The following is a 16,935-nucleotide window of genomic DNA, read 5'->3' on the forward strand; positions in this document are numbered from 1 at the left end:
GTGGGAGAGGATAGAAAATCGCGATCTTGGCCCGAAGGGCTCAAGTCGCAGATTTTCTTGGTGAGGGGGCTATCCCGAGGTGGGGTTCAACCCAATGCCCGCCCTAAACCCGCCCGTCCATCGTCAAAAGCGGCGTATAGAGCTCCGGCCGGCGGTCGCGGAAGAGGCCCCAGTTGCTGCGCTGGCGGGCAATGCCGTCGAGGTCGAAGGTGGCGGTGAGGACCGCTTCGCTCGCCCGGTCTGCCTCGGCGACCTTGTTCCCCGTCTGGTCGGCGATGAAGGAGGAGCCGTAGAAGGTGAGTTCCGTGCCCTTGCGGCCCTGCTCCATGCCGATGCGGTTGGACGCGATCACCGGCATGATGTTGGCCGCCGCATGGCCCTGCATGACGCGCTGCCAGTGGGCGGCGCTGTCGATGGTCGGGTCCTGCGGTTCGGAGCCGATCGCGGTCGGATAGAACAACAGCTCGGCACCCTGGAGGGCCATGGCACGCGCGGCCTCCGGGAACCACTGGTCCCAGCAGATGCCGACGCCGATCACCGCATGTTTCGTCTGCCAGACCCGGAAGCCGGTATCGCCGGGCGAGAAATAATATTTCTCGGTATAGCCCGGCCCGTCGGGGATATGGCTCTTGCGGTAGAGCCCGAGCACCGTGCCGTCCGCATCGACGATCGCCACGCTGTTGAAGTAGGTTTGTCCGGCCTTCTCGAAGAAGCTCACCGGCAGAACGACGTTCAGCTCGGCGGCGAGCCTGGAAAAATGTCCGATCAGCGGATTGTCCTCGAAGGGCTTGGCCATGTCGAAGAATTCGCCGATCTGGTCCTGGCAGAAGTAGGGGGCCTCGAACAGCTCCTGGATCAGCACGATCTGGGCGCCCTTGGCGGCGGCCTTGCGGATCAGGTTTTCGGCGCGGGCGATATTGCCGGGGATATCCCAGGTGCAGGCCATCTGGGTCGCTGCGACTGTGACTGTACGCATGGGGTTCTCCTTAGACGCCGAGCTTGTCGCGCATGCCGTACCACCAGGCGCCGAGCACGGTGAGCGGCACGCGGAAGGTCTTGCCGCCGGGGAAGGGCAGTGCGGTCAGCGACGACCAGACGTCGTAGCGGCCGGAATGGCCGGCGACCGCCTCGCCGAGGATCTTGCCGAGCAGGTGCGTCGTGGTCACGCCATGGCCGCTGTCGCCATGCGAGAAGTAGACATTGTCGGCGAGCTTGCCCATGTGCGGGATGCGGGTGAGGGTCAGCGCAAAATTGCCGCTCCAGGCGAACTCGATCTTGGTGTTGGCCAACTGCGGGAAGGTCTTCAGCATGTTCGGCCGGATGACGCCGGTGAGGTTGGCCGGGTCCTGGCCGCCATAGCCGATGCCGCCGCCGTAGAGCAGCCGGTTGTCGGCGGTGCGGCGGTAGTAGTCGAGCACGTAATTGGCATCCTCGACACAGTAATTGGCCGGCAGCAGCTCCTCGATCAGTTTCGCATCGAGCGGCTCCGTCGCCATGACCTGGGAGGAGACCGGCATCATCTTGTCGGTGATCTTCGGCAGCAGGTTGCCGAGATAGGCATTGCCGCAGACCAGCACATATTTCGCAGTGACCCGACCCTTGGCGGTGCGCACCACGGGATTGGCGCCCATGTCGACGCCGGTGACGCGCGACTGTTCGAAGATCTTGCCGCCGAGGCTTTCGACGGCGGCCGCTTCGCCGAGCACGAGGTTGAGCGGATGGATATGGCCGCCGAGCTTGTCGATCATGCCGCCGACATAACGGTCGGACTTCACATATTGGCCGACCTCGGCCTTGGAGACCATTTCGAGGCCGCTATGGCCGTGCGTCTCCCAATGGGCTTTCACATGCGCCATCTCGCGCACCTGCTTGTCGGTGAAGGCGGCGAAGAAGCCGCCGTCCACCAGGTCGCAGGCGATGTTGTACCTGGCGACGCGCTCGCGGATGATCCGGCCGCCCTCGAGCGACATTTCGCCGAGGCGTTTCGCCCGCTCCGGACCGTAGCGCCGGGCAATGGTTTCGAGGTCGCGGCTGTAGCCGTTGACGATCTGCCCGCCATTGCGGCCCGAGGCGCCGAAGCCGACGCGCTCGCCCTCGACGACGATTACCTTGTAGCCGTTCTCCGCCAGCTGCAGCGCAGCGGAGACGCCGGTGAAGCCGGCGCCGATGACGCAGACGTCGGCCGTGTGCTCGCCTTCGAGGCTCGGACGCACCGTCTTGTCATTGGCCGAATGGGCATACCAGGAAGGGGCATGACCCTGATTGGTCTTGGAAGTCCTGTTCTTGTCGCTCATGTCACACCGTCCTGATGTAGGCGTCGTATTCGACATCGGTCACGCGCAGCGCGAATTCCGCCAGTTCCTGATGTTTGCAGGCCGCATAGAGCCCGCGATATTGCGGTCCGAGCGCCGCATAGGCAAAGCTCGACTTGGCGAAACGCTGGATCGCGTAGTCCCAGTTGGTCGGCAGCGGCTCGTGGCTGACGGCGTGCTCGTCGCCGGAGATCGCCCCGCCGGGCGAGGTCTTTTCCTTCATGCCGGCCAGTGCCGCCGAAAGGATCATGGCGATGACCAGATAGGGATTGGTGTCGGCGCCGGCGACGCGGTGCTCGATGCGGGTCGCGGGCTTGGAGGCGGTGATGACGCGCACGGCCGCCGAGCGGTTGTCGAAACCCCACGACGCATAGGTCGGGGCGTGTTCCGATGGGGTAAGCCGGCGGTAGGAGTTCTGATGCGGGGCGAAGATTGCCATGCTCTCGCCCATGGCTTCGAGCAGGCCGCCGACCGAGTGCATCAGGCGTTCCGAGGGCGCGTCCTCGCCGACATAGATATTCTTGCCATCCTCGTCGAGCACGGAAAAATGCACATGCATGCCGCTGCCGGCCTGCATGCCGTAGGGCTTGGCCATGAAGGTGGCGTCGAGGTCGTTGCAGCGGGCCACGCCCTTGACGATGCGCTTCAGCAGAACGGCATAGTCGGCGGCTGCCAGCGCATCCGGCACGTGGTTGAGGTTGATCTCGTACTGTCCGGGGCCGTTCTCGCGCAGCGTCGTGTCGGCCGGCACGTTCTGGGCGCGCGCGGCGGCGGAGATGCCGTAGAACACCTCCTCGAAGTCCTGCAGTTCGGAAATCGACAGGACCTGGGTCTGGCCGGTGTGCCAGCGCCCGTCGCGGGTGTTCGGCGGACGAACCGGGTCGAGCGCCGAGCGGACCGGGTCGATCAGGTAGAATTCCAGTTCGGTCGCAACGACCGGCGTGAGCTTGAGCTTCTTGTAGCGCTCCAGCACGGCGGCGAGCACCTGGCGCGGATCGGCGTAGAAGCCTGACCCGTCAGAGTTGCGCATTTCGAGCAGCACCTGCGCGGTCGGCCGCGACAACCAGGTGACGCGCGACAGAGTGCCGGGAACGGGAAAGCAGATGCCGTCCGGATCGCCGGTACCTTCGGCAAGGCCGGCGGCATTGACGTCGCGGCCCCAGACGTCGAGCGCATAGACCGAGCGCGGGATCGCCATGCCCTTGGTCAGGACGTCGAGCGCCCGTTCGCGCGGGATCCACTTGCCGCGGGGAACGCCGTTGACGTCGATGACGAAGGCTTCCAGCACTTCGATGTCGGGATTTTCGGCAAAAAAGTTTCGTGCGTAACTATCAATGTCCATAAGGCACCGTAATAAGGGAGACAGGTCGATCTGATCTTGAGGTGCGTGAAAACACGCGCGCGAAGATGCACCGCTAACGGTGAGGCGACTTCGCGTTGTAGATCAGAAAGCGTACCATAACCTTGCCAGTGCCTGCGAACCCCTCGACCGGTGACACATCGGGTGCGTCGCTTGTTATCCGGTCTGCCGCCTGCAGGGGCGGCGAAATTGGTCGGGTGACCGAAAATACCTTAACATCGAATTTGCGGCATTTCCAGCCCGTCGCAGCAGACAAAGTCTTGTGGGCGCTTTCGACGCGGGCGGGAGGCTTTGATGCGCCGTCCGAAAGCGCGGCGAGCAGTCGACGGAAGGGTCTCTGAAACGAAAAAGCCCCGGTCTGTTTCCGGACCGGGGGCAGGGCTTTCTCCTTCGGCACCGTCCCTGGACGGCCCTTACGGGTTGAAACGCTCGGGGCGATAGGCCGACATGTCGAGGAAGGGCTTTTCCCCCGTCATCGCCTCGGCGAGCAGGCGCCCGGTGACCGGGCCGAGCGTGAGGCCGTGATGCGCATGGCCGAAGGCGAACCAGACGCCCTGGTGGCGCGGTGCCTTGCCGACGATCGGCATCATGTCCGGCGTGCAGGGGCGCGCGCCCATCCACGGCTCGGCGTCGAGACGCTCGGCAAGCGGGAAGATGGTGCGGGCGACCCGTTCGGCACGATCGACCTGCACCGGCGATTTCGGCGCGTCGCGGAAGGCGAATTCCGCACCGGTGGTCAGTCGGATGCCCTTGTTCATCGGCGCGAGGAAATAGCCGCGCTCCTTGTCCATCAGCCAGCTGTTGAGCTTGGCATTGCCGGCGGGGGCGTAGTGCATGTGGTAACCGCGCTTGACGCCGAGCAGGAACTTGTAGCCGAGCTTGCGGGTGACTTCCTCCGACCACGGGCCGAGCGCGACGACGACGTCCTTGCCTTCGACCAGACCTTCGTCCGTCTTCACCTGCCAGCCCGCACCGCTGGCGCGGGGGGTGAGCGTCGTCGCGTCGCCGGTGACGAAGCGGCCGCCGAGGCTTTCGAAATACTTGAGGTAAGCCGCGGTCAGCCCGTGCGGGTCGAGCACCGACCACGGGTCGTTCCACTTCAGGCCGCCGACGAAATCACGGCTCAGATGCGGCTCGGCCTTGGCGAGGTCCGCCTTGTCGAGACGGGTGTAGCTGATGCCGTATTCGCGCACGAGACGGTCGGCCTCGGCGAATTCGGTGTCACGGGCGGCATTGGTTCTGAAGGCTTCGACCCAGCCGTCCTTGCGGATCAGGTGCTCGGCGCCGGCGGCTTCGATCAGGTCCTTGTGTTCGCTGATCGAGTTCTCGATCAGCGGCGCATAGGCGCGCGCGATGGCGTCGTGACGCGACTTGTTCGAATTCCACCAGTAGCGCGACAGGAAAGGCACCAGCTTCATCATCGCCTGGATGTGATAGTGGGCGTCGATGCGGTTGTTGAGGCCGTAGCGCAGGATCAGACCGAGATCCTGGGGGAAGCCGTAGGGCACGACGCCCTCGCGCTGGATCAGGCCGGCATTGCCGAAGGAGGTTTCCTCGCCGGCGGTGCGGCGATCGACCAGAACCACCGACCTTCCACGACGCGCCAGGTGAATGGCAGTGGAAACGCCGATAATGCCGGCGCCGAGCACGATGGTATCTGCAGTCATGATCCTTGAATTCCGTCTGGATGAAGAAACCCGGACCATGCAATCGTGCCCCTTGTTGTGCAAACGAAAAATTGCCGTAATCGGCGATTTCCGACCCGCGTTGCAGAAATGTGAGAATGCAAATCACTATGCCCGGAGCGCGATCGACCGTCGTTGCGGCTCACGGCTGCGAAAGATCAGACGTATGCTACCTAGGCGCGTCGTACCACCATTGTCGCTTGCCGAAAGCGATCCCGGCGGGCTCTGCGAAAATGGACTGCCGCATCTTGCCGCGGTTCTGCCGCGCTGCGGTGCTTTATGAACCGAATGCCTGTATCAAGCGTAGGACGGACAAGGGTCACCGGGCTGCGTTCCGGGAGACGATGGAGAGAAGCGATGCGCATCCTGTTGCTGGCGGGCGGTTGGCTGATGGTCGGGATCGGTCTGGTCGGCGTCTTTCTGCCGGTGCTGCCGACGACGCCCTTCATGATCCTCGCGGCAGCCCTGTTCGCCCGATCCTCGCCGCGCTTCGAGCAATGGCTGCTCGACCATCCGCGTTATGGCCAGCCGCTGATCGACTGGCGCCGGCAGGGCGCGATCTCGCGCAATGCCAAGATCGCCTCGGTTTCGCTGATGTCGGCAAGCTATCTGATCGTCTGGTTCGCCGGTCCGCCTCAACTCTGGCTGAAGCTTCTGATCGGCGCCATCCTCGTTGCCTGCGCCGCCTTTGTCCTGACCCGGCCGATGCCGAGCAACTGAGGCGCGGGGCGGGCTTCCCCTCTATTCGCCGAGCGCGCGGCGCAGGCGCCGAATAATCACCGCCCGCGCCTTGTCGTCGCCGGCCTTCGCCAGTTCCTCCTGCAGGTCGAGCACCAGCGATTGCAGGTCGTTGTGCCAGTCCTGGTGGCCGGGGCGGGCGGGGTCGATGCGGGGCGGCCTGGCTTCAGAAATGTCGATGGCTCCGCCGGCGGTGAGTTCGAAGGCGCTGTCGATGCGCGGCACGAGGATGCGTTCGGGCGGCAGGAAGGCGGCCAGACGCTGGCTGAACGCGGCGAGCGCTCCTTCTTCGCCGTGGACGAGGAAGGTTCCCGCGTGGATCGGCCCGCGGTTGTTTACCCATTCGGTCAGTTCGCGGCCATCGGCATGGCCACTATAGATGTCGAGCTCGCGGATGCGGGCCCGCACCGTGATCTCGTCGCCCTGGATACGCACCGTCGAGGCGCCGTCCTTCAGGATCCGGCCCAGTGTCCCGGCGGCTTGATAACCGACCAGAAGCACGGTGGCCTCTTCGCGCCACAGCCAGTTCTTCAGCCGGTGGCGGATGCGTCCGGCGTCGCACATGCCCGACGCGGCAATGACGATGTGGAAACCGCGCATGTTGTCGATCGCCTTCGACTGCTCGACCGTCTCGGTGAAGCGCACATTGTGCGCCTCCATGGCCTCGGCCAGCAGCTTGCCGTTTTCCAGTTCACGGGCGTGGCGGCGGAAGATCTCGCTCGCGCGGGTGGCGAGCGGCGAATCGATCAGGATCGGGCAGGTCTCGATCGCGCCGCTGCGCATCAACTGGACGAGGTCGGCCAGCAGTTCCTGGGTGCGCTCGACGGCAAAGGACGGGATCAGCAGCGCGCCGTTCGCATTGACCGCCATTCGCACTTCGGCTTCCAGGGCATGACGCCTGGCCCGCTCGTCGACGACCTCGCGATCGGTGTCGCCATAGGTGCTCTCGCAGATCACATAGTCGAAGTCCTGCGGTGCCTCCGGATCATATTGCAGCAGCTTGTGGCTCGGGCCGAGATCGCCTGAAAACATCAGCCGCAGTGTCTTGTCGCGGGTCTCGATCTCCATTTCGACCGAGGCAGATCCGAGCAGGTGGCCGGCATTCCAGAAGCGGAAGCGCAGGCCCGGCACGGCCTGCTGCCAGTTCTTGAGCGGCACGCTGCGCATCATCGTCACCGCACGGGCGGCGTCCGCCGCATCGTAGATCGGCTCGACGGTGTCGCGGCCGCGGCGCTGGTTGCGCCGGTTGAGCTGGTCGACTTCGCTTTCCTGGATATGCGCCGAATCCGGCAGCATCACCGAGCACAGATCGACGGTGCCCCGCGTGGCAAAGATCGGTCCGTCAAAGCCGGCCTTGGCGAGCTTGGGCAAAAGGCCGGAATGGTCGATATGCGCATGGGTCAGGATGACCGCATCGACCTCGGAGGCGACGAAGGGAAACTCCCTGTAGTTCAGTTCCTTCTCGCTCTTCGACCCCTGGAACATGCCGCAATCGACCAGCACCTTCGCAGAGCCCAGATCGACGAAAAAACACGACCCCGTCACCGTACCGGCGGCGCCATGGAAACGAAGGACGGGATGGCTGGTCATGGGCTGGTCCTGATCTGTCTGCGGCGGTCTCCGGACAGTGTCCGGCAAGGGCGTCCACCACGGCTACGCCGCAGTGGAACCTATATCTGTTTGAAGCCCGCCGCCAAATCGGCAACCGGACTAGTTGCCGGCGCGCCGTTCCATGATCATGCGGATGATGTCGAAATCGAGTTCCTCATCGACATCGATCGAGCGATCGCGTGGCATGACGTAGAGCTTGGTGTCGGGATAGAAGATGCCCGGGTCCACCTTCAGGGCCTCGCGCTTCCACCCGTAGACGGAGCCGTTCATGTCGAAGCATTCGGGGCTGTCCTGGCGACGCAGCACGGGATCGGGGAGCTGCTTGCTCAGCGAAATGCTGCCGTCCTTGGCCCGTTCCAGAAGGTTGAAATAGGGCGAGCGATGCGCGGGATAACCCGTCAGCACGCAGCTGCATCCGGTCTCCGTGAGAATGTCGGCGCAGGCCTTGATGTCTTCGGGAAAGCGCAGGGGCGAAGTGGCGTCCAGGTCGATGAGATAGTCCGCTTCGAAGCCGAGCTGACGTTCGACTTCACCGAGCGCGTGGAGGATGGCGGGCAGTTTTCCCGATTCGTCGGTTGCCAGTTCATCCGGACGCCGGATCAGGATGTCGGCGCCATACTTGCCGGCAACCTCGAGAATCTCGGGGCTGTCGCTGCTGACGGCCACCGCCTCGAAAAGACCGGTGGCCTTTGCCTGGGCGATGGTGTGGGCGATCAGCGGCTTGTCGATCAGCATGCGGATGTTCTTGCCCGGTACACCTTTCGAGCCGCCGCGCGCGCAGATCGTGCAGACGAATTTGGGGGATGAAGCGGTGCTTGTCATGGCAGTAAGATCCTATCGAAACGATATGCGGGAAATGACGTGATCCCTGTCCGGGCAACCGAGGGCAACGGATCGCCCTCAGTGAACGGAGATCAGGCGACCACTTGCTTGATCCATGCATCGGCCAGGAGTTCGTGACCGACCGGTGAAAGGTGCATGCCGTCCTTGTTCAGGGTCCGCACCACATTGTTCTGCCACATCAGCCGGTCGACATCCAAGACATTGGCGCCGACCTGCAATGCGACATCCATCATCGCCAGATTGTAGGTGGTGAAATTGTGACAGACGCCCGGTGTCGCCGGCCAGAACTTCCACGGGACGACGATGACGGTCGTGAAGGTGAGGCTGGCTGCGCCGGCGTCCTGCGCGATGGATGCGATGCGATGCAGATTGGCCCGGTATTGCGTCACGGGGACGTAACAGAACCCCGGAAAGGAACTGATGATCTCCTTGCGGTATTGGCGGCTGAACGCCAATACCTTGTCGGAAATGGCCGGCGGCAGCAGCGCAATGGCCAGGCGCTGGTTTTCCATGAACATGCGAATTGCCGCATCATTCAGACCGAGATGCAGCAGGACATGTGCGCCCGTCAGGACTTCTGGATTTGCCTCGAGCAGTTCCACGGCATCGGTGGTTGAAAAATACCGCTGGCAATGGGCCCAGACGCTGACCTTGCGGTCGTCCCCGGCGGACTGCAGGCGGTTCTGCACCAGACCCGGATACGTCTGATCCAGACAGGCCGGGAAATTCTCCATCTCCTCCGGACGCGGCATTGCAAGGGAGTCCCCGATGATGACCATACGTGTATCGGCATCGGCCGCCGAGCGCTTCCGGAACTCCTCGTGGCAGCGCTTTGTCTCGTCGCAGATGGTCTGCATATTGGAGTCGACGCGCAACTTCAGTTTCACCGCTGGCGTGGATGTGGTCAAAAGCGTACGGCAGAGGTCGAACCACCGCACGGCCTCGTCGATCTCGCCCTTGGTTCCCGCAGCATTGGCGGCGTCGATGGCGAACTCTATCGTGCCAGGATAACCCAGATCGGCAAAATTCGGTCGCGTCATCTCGTTCATTCGGCGGGCTCCAGGGCGAGGACGGCGCTGCTGGGGATGTTGACCAGTCGCTGCTCGATGGCGCGGGCGACGGGCAGGGGCATGGACGGGCTGGTCTCGTACATCGGCAGGTCGCACATCAGCGCCCAGCAGGGACGGGTCATCAGACCGGCATCGTTGGTGGCCGCCAGGAAGTCGTCGCGTTGCGCGGCGTCGTCGAGGATCACCGCGTTCAGCCAGTAATTGCTCTGGGCGCCCTCAGGCTCGACGAAGAAGCGGAGCCCCTCGACGCCGTCGAAGGCCTGCTTGTAGCGCTCGGCCAGACGCCGTTTGGCGGCGAGGAAGGTCGGCAGCTGTTGCAGCTGCGCGCAGCCGAGTGCGGCGTTGAGATTGGGCAGGCGGTAATTGTAGCCCAGTTCGTCATGCCAGAACGCCCAGCGGTGCGGCCGCTTGGCGGTCGTCGTCAGATACTTGGCGCGGGCGCCCAGTTCCTCGTCATTGGTCAGGATCGCGCCGCCGCCGCCGGTGGTGATGATCTTGTTGCCGTTGAAGCTGGTGATGCCGACCAGGCCGCGCCCGCCGAGCGGACGCCCGTTCGACAGGGTACCGAGCGATTCCGCCGCATCCTCGACGACCGGAATGCCCCATTTTTCACAGACCTCGAGCAGTCGGTCGATCGCCATCGGATGGCCGAAGGCATGCATCGGCACGACGGCGGCCAGTCGGCGGCCGGTCTTGCGGTTGACCGGACCTTCCGGCCCCGGTTCGGCAATCTCCGAAAGCCAGGCGTCGAGCGCGTCCGGGTCGAGCCCGAGCGTCTCCATGGTGCTGTCGACGAAGTGCGGAATGGCGCCGCAATAGGCGACCGCATTGGCGGTTGCCGCGAAGGTCAGCGCCGGGATCAGAACCTCGTCACCTGGTTTGACGCCGGCGAGCATCAGGGCGATGTGCAGGGCGGCCGTGCCGTTGACGGCGGCGATGGCGCGGCGAACGCCGAAGGCCTCCGCCAGCTCCTTCTCGAAGCGGTCGACATAGGCGCCGACCGACGAGACCCAGCCGGTGTCGAGGCAATCCTTGACATATTCCCACTCCGCGCCGGCAAAGCGCGGCTCGTGCAGGACGACGGACTGGCCGTCGGGGGCGGCTGTCTCGCGCAGGATTTGGACGGCGCGTGCGATATCCAGGTTTGCCATGTCAGATTCCGTAGGTGTCGGCCTTGTACAGGGCCAGATTGCTCGGATTGCTGAACCATTCGATCGTTTCGCGAATGCCGCGGGCAAATCCCTCGTGACCCGAGTAGCCGGGCTTCCAGTCGGTCAGGCGCTTGGCCTTGTCGATACCGGCCCACAGGCGATCGACTTCGCTCAGTTCCGGGCGCTGCCGCTGTTCTTCGGAAACGATCTGGGCGTTCACGCCCATGATGTCGATGATGGTGCTGACCGCATTCTCGATCGAGATCTCGAAGCCGCTGCCGAAATTGACCACTTCGCCCAGCACGTTCGGGCTTTCGGCCATGGCCTGGAAGGCCTTGACGGTATCGGCGACGTAGGTGAAGTCGCGCGTCGGGCTGAGCTTGCCGAGGCGGACTTCCTTCTTGCCGGCGGCGAGCTGGGTGATGATCGTCGGCAGCACGGCGCGCGTCGACTGGCGCGGACCGAAGGTGTTGAACGGGCGGATGACCGTGACCGGCGTGCCGAAGGAGCGGTAGAACGACAGCGCCAGCTGGTCCGCGCCGATCTTCGACGCCGAATAGGGCGACTGGCCGACCAGCGGGTGTTCCTCGGTGATCGGAACGAACTGGGCCGTGCCGTAGACTTCGCTGGTCGAGGTGTGAACGACCCGCTCGGTTTCCAGGAGGCGCGCTGCCTGCAGCACGTTCAGCGTGCCCTTGATGTTCGTGTCGATATAGGTGTCGGGCGAATGGTAGGAATAGGGAATGGCGATCAGGGCTGCCAGATGCAGCACGATATCGCAGCCGCGCATGGCGGTCGCTACCCCGTTCGGATCGCGAATATCGCCGCTGAACACTTCGAACGAGCCCTGCACATCCGGGGAGACGCGGTCGAGCCAGCCCCAGGTGCCGAAGCTGTTGTAGAGCGAGAAGGCGCGGACCTTGAAGCCCTGGCGCACCAGATGCTCGACCAGATGCGAGCCGATGAAGCCGTCAGCGCCGGTCACGAGGATGGTTTTGCCAGACAGGTTGCTCATGGCCGGATGTCTCCTTCGAAGTTCGAGCTGTTGCCGTCACGGATGACGGTATAGTCCTTGAAAGCCTTGGCCTGTCGCGACAGGCTCATCAGGCGGGGGTCGGGTTTGCCGGACAGGAACGCTTCCGTCTGCCGGTAGAGGCCTGGCTTGAATTCCTTGTCCAGGGTGTCGTCGATCGCCACGGCTTCCACGGCGAAGCTCTGCTGGTTCTGCAGGAACAGCTGCTCCATGGGCTGCAGGACGAGGCGGCTCTTCGCCGTCATCACCTCGACGCCCCAACGACCCGGCGCGAGCCAGTTGGCATGGTAGGAAAAATCGGCGCCCGTGTCGGTCGTGCCGCAGCCGGTGAAGATCGCGCCGGACGGATGCCAACCAAGCCCGCCGCGGCTCTGGGCAAAGATCGCCTTCGGATGACCACCGAGGAAGAAGGCGAGATCGATCACGTGGGTCGAATTGCCGTAGAGCCAGCCCGCAAGTTCGGCCGGATCCTTGTTCAGCGCCTCGATGCGCGTGCGCGCCTCGGTGAAGTCGAACTTGACCGAGAGCACGCCGCCATCGGCGTCGATGATCTTCCGCGCCGCCTCGACCGACGCGTAGAAGCGGCGGTTGTAGGCGACATGGACTTCGGCGCCCGCATTCCTGGCGAGGGCGTCAAGCTTTTCGGCATCGGCCTGATTGAGGGCGACCGGCTTTTCCACCAGCAAGCGGCGCACGCCGGCCTCGATGAGCTGCGCCGTCGCTTCGGCAAGATTGACGGCGCTGACGGCGACGATCGCGGTTTCCGGAACGGTGTCGAACCTGGCGATCTGCTCGGGCAGCGGGCCGTGGCCCGCTTCGACGCCCCATTCCCGGGCAAAGGCTTCGGCGCGCTCTGCGCCGCGGCCCGCTGCGACGAACGGCTGTCCAAGCGCTTTCAGCACCTTGGCATAGGCGCCCGACATCGCGCCGGTGCCGACAAGGAGCAGGGGGGTCAGCTGATCGGGCAAGGCACATCCTCCGAGGTGGAAAGGTCGAGGCGTCGACGGAAGGCGTCGAGGAACAGCGCGTGCTGTGCCGCCGACTGCTCATAGGGCGTCAGGCGACACCCCTTGCCGTCGAGAATTTCGGTATAGAGATGGGGCATGCCGCTGACGAACAGGGTTTCGAAGACCTGCTCGTCTTCCTCTCCGGCCGCATTGCGATGAACGAGCCTCTTTGCCCCCTCTTCGACGCGCCAGCTCTCCCCGTCACCGAAGAAGGTGATCGTTACCGGGGCGCCCGGGGCGCGATCCTGGGTGATGGCGATCGTGCCGCCGCCTGCCAGTTTGCCGCGCAGCGTGCCGAACAGGTCGACGCAGCCCGCGATGCGCGCGGGCTCGGGCTTGGGGTCGAGGCCGGTTTCGTCGAGCGCGACGGTGCGGTCGCCAAGCACATGCTCGGCGAGGTCGATGAAATGAATGGCGTTGGAGCCGAGGTTCCAGCCGGCGCCCGTCACGTCCATCGACAGGCCGCGACGGCTTGCCAGGAGATCGCGCAGCCGGTCATAGGCGGGAAAGCCGCGGCGGCCGCAGTTGACGAAGGCGGGGATCGCCCGGGCCGTCAGCATCTGGCCGACGGCATCCAGGTCGGCGCGCGTGGTGAAGAGCACCTTTTCGAAGATGACGGCCTTGGGCGCGCAGCGCGCAAGCAAAGCCTCGAAGGCCGACCGGCGGTGGGCCGCCGAGGTGGCGATGATCGCCAGGTCCGCCACGTCCGGCACGCCGTCCATGTCGGCCAGCACCGTCGATCCTTCGGCGAAGGGAGCAAGGAGCGCCGCCGCCTGGGCACGGGCAGCCTCGCCGGGCTCGATGCCGATCACGCGCATCGGCCGGCCGGCCGCTGCGAGCGCTTCGATGTGTCGGCGTCCGATATTGCCGCAGCCAACGACCAAAACTGTTGGAATCACGCGGATATGACCTCGCTCATGAGTGACTGGAAGAAAGCTTGTTCGGCCTGCCAGTTGTGACGGCTGGGCCAGGATCCCGTATGGCGCTTACCATAATAATGCGAGACGGCGGAAGTATTGTGCCCGAGCGAATAGCCGAAAACCTGTCCCGGAGACAATTTTCTTCCGATCTCGTCCTGTGTCCAGGCAAGCCCGATCAGGCCCGCGCTCGGAGAGGCGTCGAGCGCGGCAAACAGGCGCTTGTAGAGTTGCGTCGGCACCAGCTCGACGGGCAGGCTCGCTTGCACATACGGCTCGAGAACGTCGAGGCCGTTCGAATAGCGGTTGCGGATGTTGCAGCCGGTCAGCGCGATGAGCTGCGGCGCGGGCGCCTCGCGCATCGGTACGTGGGTGAATTCGGTCGGGCGAAACCATATGTCCGTTCGTTCACCAAGATCGACCGATCCCGGCGCCGAGCCGTGGTTGTTGAAACGAACGACGAGCGGGTGCGAATCGATCGTGCTGCCGAGGCCGAGCCCCTGGAGCGACGGGCCATTGGCGACGACGGCCACGTCGCCGGCAGCGCCGGCGACGAGGTCTGCGAACCGGCCTTCGAAGCGGGCGAGGTGGGCGGCAAGCGCGCGCGCGCGCGGCGCCTGGGGAAGCTCCGCCACGCCGGCGTCCGACGCAGCAAGAATAAGGTCGAGATAGCCCATGGAGGTCAGCGCCGACGGATCGCTGCGGCCGACCCGCGCCAGCAGGTCGAAGGCTTCCGCCGTGTGCCCCGCTTCATTGGCAAGCGCGGCGGCACGCAACAGCAGGCGAGGGGATTTTTCACTCTCGCGGACGAGATGCGGGAACCAGGCCATCGCCGTCTCGGCCCCCTTGCGCTCCCACAGCAGATTGAAGAGGTGGATGAGCGCCTGGCGTGCCAGGGCGGGCGGCGCCTTGGAGATCACGTTCCGAAGCAGGGGAAGGGCGTCTTCCAGCGGCAGGAGGCCGAAGCGCGACAGGTTCGCCACCTGCAGCATCAGTTCCGGATCGGTGGGTGCGGCGGTAAGCGCATCGCGAAGGGCAAGCGCCGCCTCCTCGAACTCGCCCTGCTCGTAGAGCCGCAGGTACTTCTTGCGCTCTTGCCGTCCGGGCGCCCCGTCCATCCACCAGCGCACGGTCTGGCCGATCCTGCGCAATCCATCCTCCAGCCCAAGTCTGCCGGGTATGTGGGGGTAAGTCGGAAGCATGTGGTTCGGGTTGTCCTGTGGCCTTTGCCGGGTCTCGCGGCGTTCCTAGGCGCCATGGTCGTGGCGATCAAAGGCTTAGTGGAAGCATGGGTGGGTGGCAAGTTTCCAAGGGTCGCCGGAAGGGTCGTCCTTTCGGCGGCCCGTGCTCAGAAACGCCCGCGCAACAGCATGAAGGCCTCCGCCGCCCTCGTTCCCGATGCCGCGCCCCGTGTCATCGCCAGCGCCCGGATGGCCTCGATGCTGCGGGGAAAGGGGAATTCACCGATCTCGTCGTTGAACATCGCGGTGATCCGGAGCTTTTCCTCCAGCTGATCCGTGATGTCGACGAAGATGTTGGGGAGGAAGGGATCGCTCACAAACAGCCCGGCATCGGTCTCGGACAGCGTCTCGTAGACCAGCGTCCAGCGGACCGAGGGGTAGCGGAACCATTTTGCGCAGGCCGTCGCCGCCGCATGGACCACGTGGTGGTCCGAATGGGCGTCGCCGCGATGCGGAACGAGGATAATCTCCGGCTTGACCGTGTTGACGACCTTGCCGATGCCGCCGATCACCTCGCCGAGGGCAAGCGTTTCGAGCTTGGCGGACGGCAGGTCCAGCCGGTGCACGCCGGCAAAGCCGAATGCCTTGGCAACCGCGTCGATCTCGGTTTCGCGGCGCGCCACCTTCTCGGCCGGCCAGCCCTGTTCGGTGGTGATGCCGGTGACGATCAGCCAGTGGATCGGACGTCCGGCGGCGCGGGCGCGCAGCAAAAGGCCGCCGGCGCCGAGCGTCTCATCGTCCGGATGAGGGGCAACGACCAGAATGGGTCCATTTCCGCTTTCCAACAGCATTATCGTACTCCCTGAACCCATTTCTTATCGAGCAGGCCGCGGCCGAGCTCGACGCTGCGCAAGACCTCGGCGATCCGCTCCCCGGCCTTGCCGTCGCCATAGGGCGTGCGCCGCTGCGCCACCAGCGCGCGGAAGCCTTCGTCCGTCGTGGCCCTGGTGATGGCCGCGGCGATTTCCCCGGCATCGTAGTCGGTGAAGATCACGTTGTCGCCGTGCTCGCGGCCTCTCTGGCGGATGCCGATATTGACCACCGGCAGGCCCATGCTCGGCGCTTCCAGGATGCCGGCGGACGAATTGCCCACCATCACGCGCGCATGGCGCAGCATGTTGATGAACACCTTGCGTTCGAGGAAGGTGAAGGCTTTCGCCTTCGGGCAGCGGGCGATCAGCGCGTCGATCTCCAGGCTGATCGCCTGGTTGCCGGGATCGGAATTGGGCGCCATCACGGCGATGTTCAGGCCGCTCGCCTCGAGCACGCGCGTGATCGACGCCATATGCGCCCGCGCCTCGGAAAAGTCGGTGATGGTCGGATGGTAGAGCAGCACCGCATAGGGCTCGCCGCGCCAGTCGACGCCAAGCGCGCTCTCGAGTTCGTCACGCGCCATGTCCGGGGTCGCGATGATCCGGTCGAGGCCGGAGGCACCGGTGACGTGGATGCGCCACGGCTCTTCTCCCAGTTGGCGCAGGCGCTGGCCGCTGAGTTCGGTCGTTGCCATGTGAAGATGGGCCATCTTCGACACGGCGTGGCGGACCAGATTGTCGACATTGCCGTCGTCGGCATGATCGCCGCCGCCGACATGGACGATCGGGATGTGATGATAGATGGCTGCCACGGCGCCGGTCATGACCTCTTCGCGATCGCCCATCACGACGAGGAAGTCCGGTCGCTCGCGGGCGAACAGGTCGGTCAGTCCGGCCAGTTGCAGGGCCATGCCTTTCACCCGTCCGCCCAGGCCGTCGGAAGCGAGCAGCGAATCGATGCGGGCGGCGATGCGATAGCCGTCGGCCTCGATCTGACGGACCGACTGGCCGTGCAGGCCGGTCAGGTGGGCTCCGGTGACGATCACGCCGGCATCGAGATCCGGCTGTGCGTCCACCGCCGCGATGATGGGGGCAAGAATGTCGTATTCGGAGCGAATTCCGGTCAGGAAATGGACTGTTCTGGTCATATTGCTT

The 16,935-nt window shown here is 64.7% G+C and carries 15 protein-coding genes; 1 reads left to right on the forward strand and 14 read right to left on the reverse strand.

Features of this window, described 5'->3' with window-relative positions:
- Positions 1-103 precede the first annotated feature (103 nt).
- The 4 genes from aguB to L867_RS0123425 form a co-directional block, all read right to left on the reverse strand.
- On the reverse strand, positions 104-976 hold the full coding sequence (gene aguB, locus L867_RS0123410; RefSeq protein ID WP_028739086.1) for an N-carbamoylputrescine amidase: 873 nt from the start codon (positions 974-976) through the stop codon (positions 104-106).
- A gap of 10 nt (positions 977-986) precedes the next feature.
- Complete coding sequence (locus tag L867_RS0123415; RefSeq protein WP_028739087.1) at positions 987-2,294, reverse strand: NAD(P)/FAD-dependent oxidoreductase; 1,308 nt, start codon at positions 2,292-2,294, stop codon at positions 987-989.
- 1 nt (position 2,295) lies between these two features.
- On the reverse strand, positions 2,296-3,654 hold the full coding sequence (locus L867_RS0123420) for a glutamine synthetase family protein (RefSeq protein ID WP_028739088.1): 1,359 nt from the start codon (positions 3,652-3,654) through the stop codon (positions 2,296-2,298).
- 431 nt (positions 3,655-4,085) lie between these two features.
- Positions 4,086-5,339, reverse strand: a complete 1,254-nt coding sequence (locus tag L867_RS0123425; RefSeq protein ID WP_028739089.1) for an NAD(P)/FAD-dependent oxidoreductase — start codon at positions 5,337-5,339, stop codon at positions 4,086-4,088.
- Between the two features lie 375 nt (positions 5,340-5,714).
- Between L867_RS0123425 and L867_RS0123430 the strand changes: the two genes are divergently transcribed.
- The gene (locus L867_RS0123430; RefSeq protein ID WP_028739090.1) at positions 5,715-6,077 is read left to right on the forward strand and encodes a YbaN family protein; all 363 of its coding nucleotides are present in this window, start codon (positions 5,715-5,717) and stop codon (positions 6,075-6,077) included.
- A gap of 21 nt (positions 6,078-6,098) precedes the next feature.
- Here the strand turns inward: L867_RS0123430 and L867_RS0123435 are convergent, their stop codons facing one another.
- From L867_RS0123435 to neuC, 10 genes are all read right to left on the reverse strand, one after another.
- A complete protein-coding gene (locus tag L867_RS0123435; RefSeq protein ID WP_028739091.1) occupies positions 6,099-7,685 on the reverse strand; it encodes an MBL fold metallo-hydrolase RNA specificity domain-containing protein in 1,587 nt (528 codons plus the stop codon).
- A 120-nt stretch (positions 7,686-7,805) separates the two neighbouring features.
- The gene (locus tag L867_RS0123440) at positions 7,806-8,528 is read right to left on the reverse strand and encodes an acylneuraminate cytidylyltransferase family protein (RefSeq protein ID WP_028739092.1); all 723 of its coding nucleotides are present in this window, start codon (positions 8,526-8,528) and stop codon (positions 7,806-7,808) included.
- Between the two features lie 92 nt (positions 8,529-8,620).
- Positions 8,621-9,598, reverse strand: coding sequence for an SGNH/GDSL hydrolase family protein (locus tag L867_RS0123445; RefSeq protein ID WP_028739093.1), 978 nt, complete (start codon positions 9,596-9,598; stop codon positions 8,621-8,623).
- Positions 9,595-10,770 (reverse strand): LegC family aminotransferase, encoded by a 1,176-nt coding sequence (locus L867_RS0123450; protein WP_028739094.1) that lies wholly within the window; start codon positions 10,768-10,770, stop codon positions 9,595-9,597. Before L867_RS0123450 ends, L867_RS0123445 begins: the two co-directional genes overlap by 4 nt.
- Position 10,771: 1 nt before the next feature.
- Complete coding sequence (locus tag L867_RS0123455; RefSeq protein WP_037174256.1) at positions 10,772-11,785, reverse strand: NAD-dependent 4,6-dehydratase LegB; 1,014 nt, start codon at positions 11,783-11,785, stop codon at positions 10,772-10,774.
- Positions 11,782-12,771 carry a Gfo/Idh/MocA family protein gene (locus L867_RS0123460; protein ID WP_051439180.1) on the reverse strand — a complete coding sequence of 330 codons (990 nt, stop codon included), beginning with the start codon at positions 12,769-12,771 and terminating at the stop codon, positions 11,782-11,784. Before L867_RS0123460 ends, L867_RS0123455 begins: the two co-directional genes overlap by 4 nt.
- On the reverse strand, positions 12,756-13,709 hold the full coding sequence (locus L867_RS0123465) for a Gfo/Idh/MocA family oxidoreductase (protein WP_169734112.1): 954 nt from the start codon (positions 13,707-13,709) through the stop codon (positions 12,756-12,758). The genes L867_RS0123460 and L867_RS0123465 overlap by 16 nt, the downstream gene beginning before the upstream one ends.
- On the reverse strand, positions 13,706-14,878 hold the full coding sequence (locus L867_RS0123470; RefSeq protein WP_028739098.1) for a glycosyltransferase family 29 protein: 1,173 nt from the start codon (positions 14,876-14,878) through the stop codon (positions 13,706-13,708). Before L867_RS0123470 ends, L867_RS0123465 begins: the two co-directional genes overlap by 4 nt.
- Before the next feature lie 197 nt (positions 14,879-15,075).
- Positions 15,076-15,759, reverse strand: coding sequence for a PIG-L deacetylase family protein (locus L867_RS0123475; RefSeq protein WP_037174259.1), 684 nt, complete (start codon positions 15,757-15,759; stop codon positions 15,076-15,078).
- Positions 15,759-16,928, reverse strand: coding sequence for a UDP-N-acetylglucosamine 2-epimerase (gene neuC, locus L867_RS0123480; RefSeq protein WP_037174262.1), 1,170 nt, complete (start codon positions 16,926-16,928; stop codon positions 15,759-15,761). The genes L867_RS0123475 and neuC overlap by 1 nt, the downstream gene beginning before the upstream one ends.
- Positions 16,929-16,935 lie beyond the last annotated feature (7 nt).

Source organism: Paenirhizobium selenitireducens ATCC BAA-1503 (assembly GCF_000518785.1).
GTDB lineage: Bacteria > Pseudomonadota > Alphaproteobacteria > Rhizobiales > Rhizobiaceae > Allorhizobium > Allorhizobium selenitireducens.

Excerpts from the sequence above, each read along its gene's own strand:
- L867_RS0123440 (WP_028739092.1), bottom strand. The coding sequence starts at position 8,528 with ATGACAAGCACCGCTTCATCCCCCAAATTCGTCTGCACGATCTGCGCG.
- L867_RS0123475 (WP_037174259.1), bottom strand. The coding sequence starts at position 15,759 with ATGCTGTTGGAAAGCGGAAATGGACCCATTCTGGTCGTTGCCCCTCAT.
- L867_RS0123420 (WP_028739088.1), bottom strand. The coding sequence starts at position 3,654 with ATGGACATTGATAGTTACGCACGAAACTTTTTTGCCGAAAATCCCGAC.
- aguB (WP_028739086.1), bottom strand. The coding sequence starts at position 976 with ATGCGTACAGTCACAGTCGCAGCGACCCAGATGGCCTGCACCTGGGAT.
- L867_RS0123455 (WP_037174256.1), bottom strand. The coding sequence starts at position 11,785 with ATGAGCAACCTGTCTGGCAAAACCATCCTCGTGACCGGCGCTGACGGC.
- L867_RS0123445 (WP_028739093.1), bottom strand. The coding sequence starts at position 9,598 with ATGAACGAGATGACGCGACCGAATTTTGCCGATCTGGGTTATCCTGGC.
- L867_RS0123435 (WP_028739091.1), bottom strand. The coding sequence starts at position 7,685 with ATGACCAGCCATCCCGTCCTTCGTTTCCATGGCGCCGCCGGTACGGTG.
- L867_RS0123450 (WP_028739094.1), bottom strand. The coding sequence starts at position 10,770 with ATGGCAAACCTGGATATCGCACGCGCCGTCCAAATCCTGCGCGAGACA.
- L867_RS0123425 (WP_028739089.1), bottom strand. The coding sequence starts at position 5,339 with ATGACTGCAGATACCATCGTGCTCGGCGCCGGCATTATCGGCGTTTCC.
- L867_RS0123430 (WP_028739090.1), top strand. The coding sequence starts at position 5,715 with ATGCGCATCCTGTTGCTGGCGGGCGGTTGGCTGATGGTCGGGATCGGT.
- neuC (WP_037174262.1), bottom strand. The coding sequence starts at position 16,928 with ATGACCAGAACAGTCCATTTCCTGACCGGAATTCGCTCCGAATACGAC.
- L867_RS0123415 (WP_028739087.1), bottom strand. The coding sequence starts at position 2,294 with ATGAGCGACAAGAACAGGACTTCCAAGACCAATCAGGGTCATGCCCCT.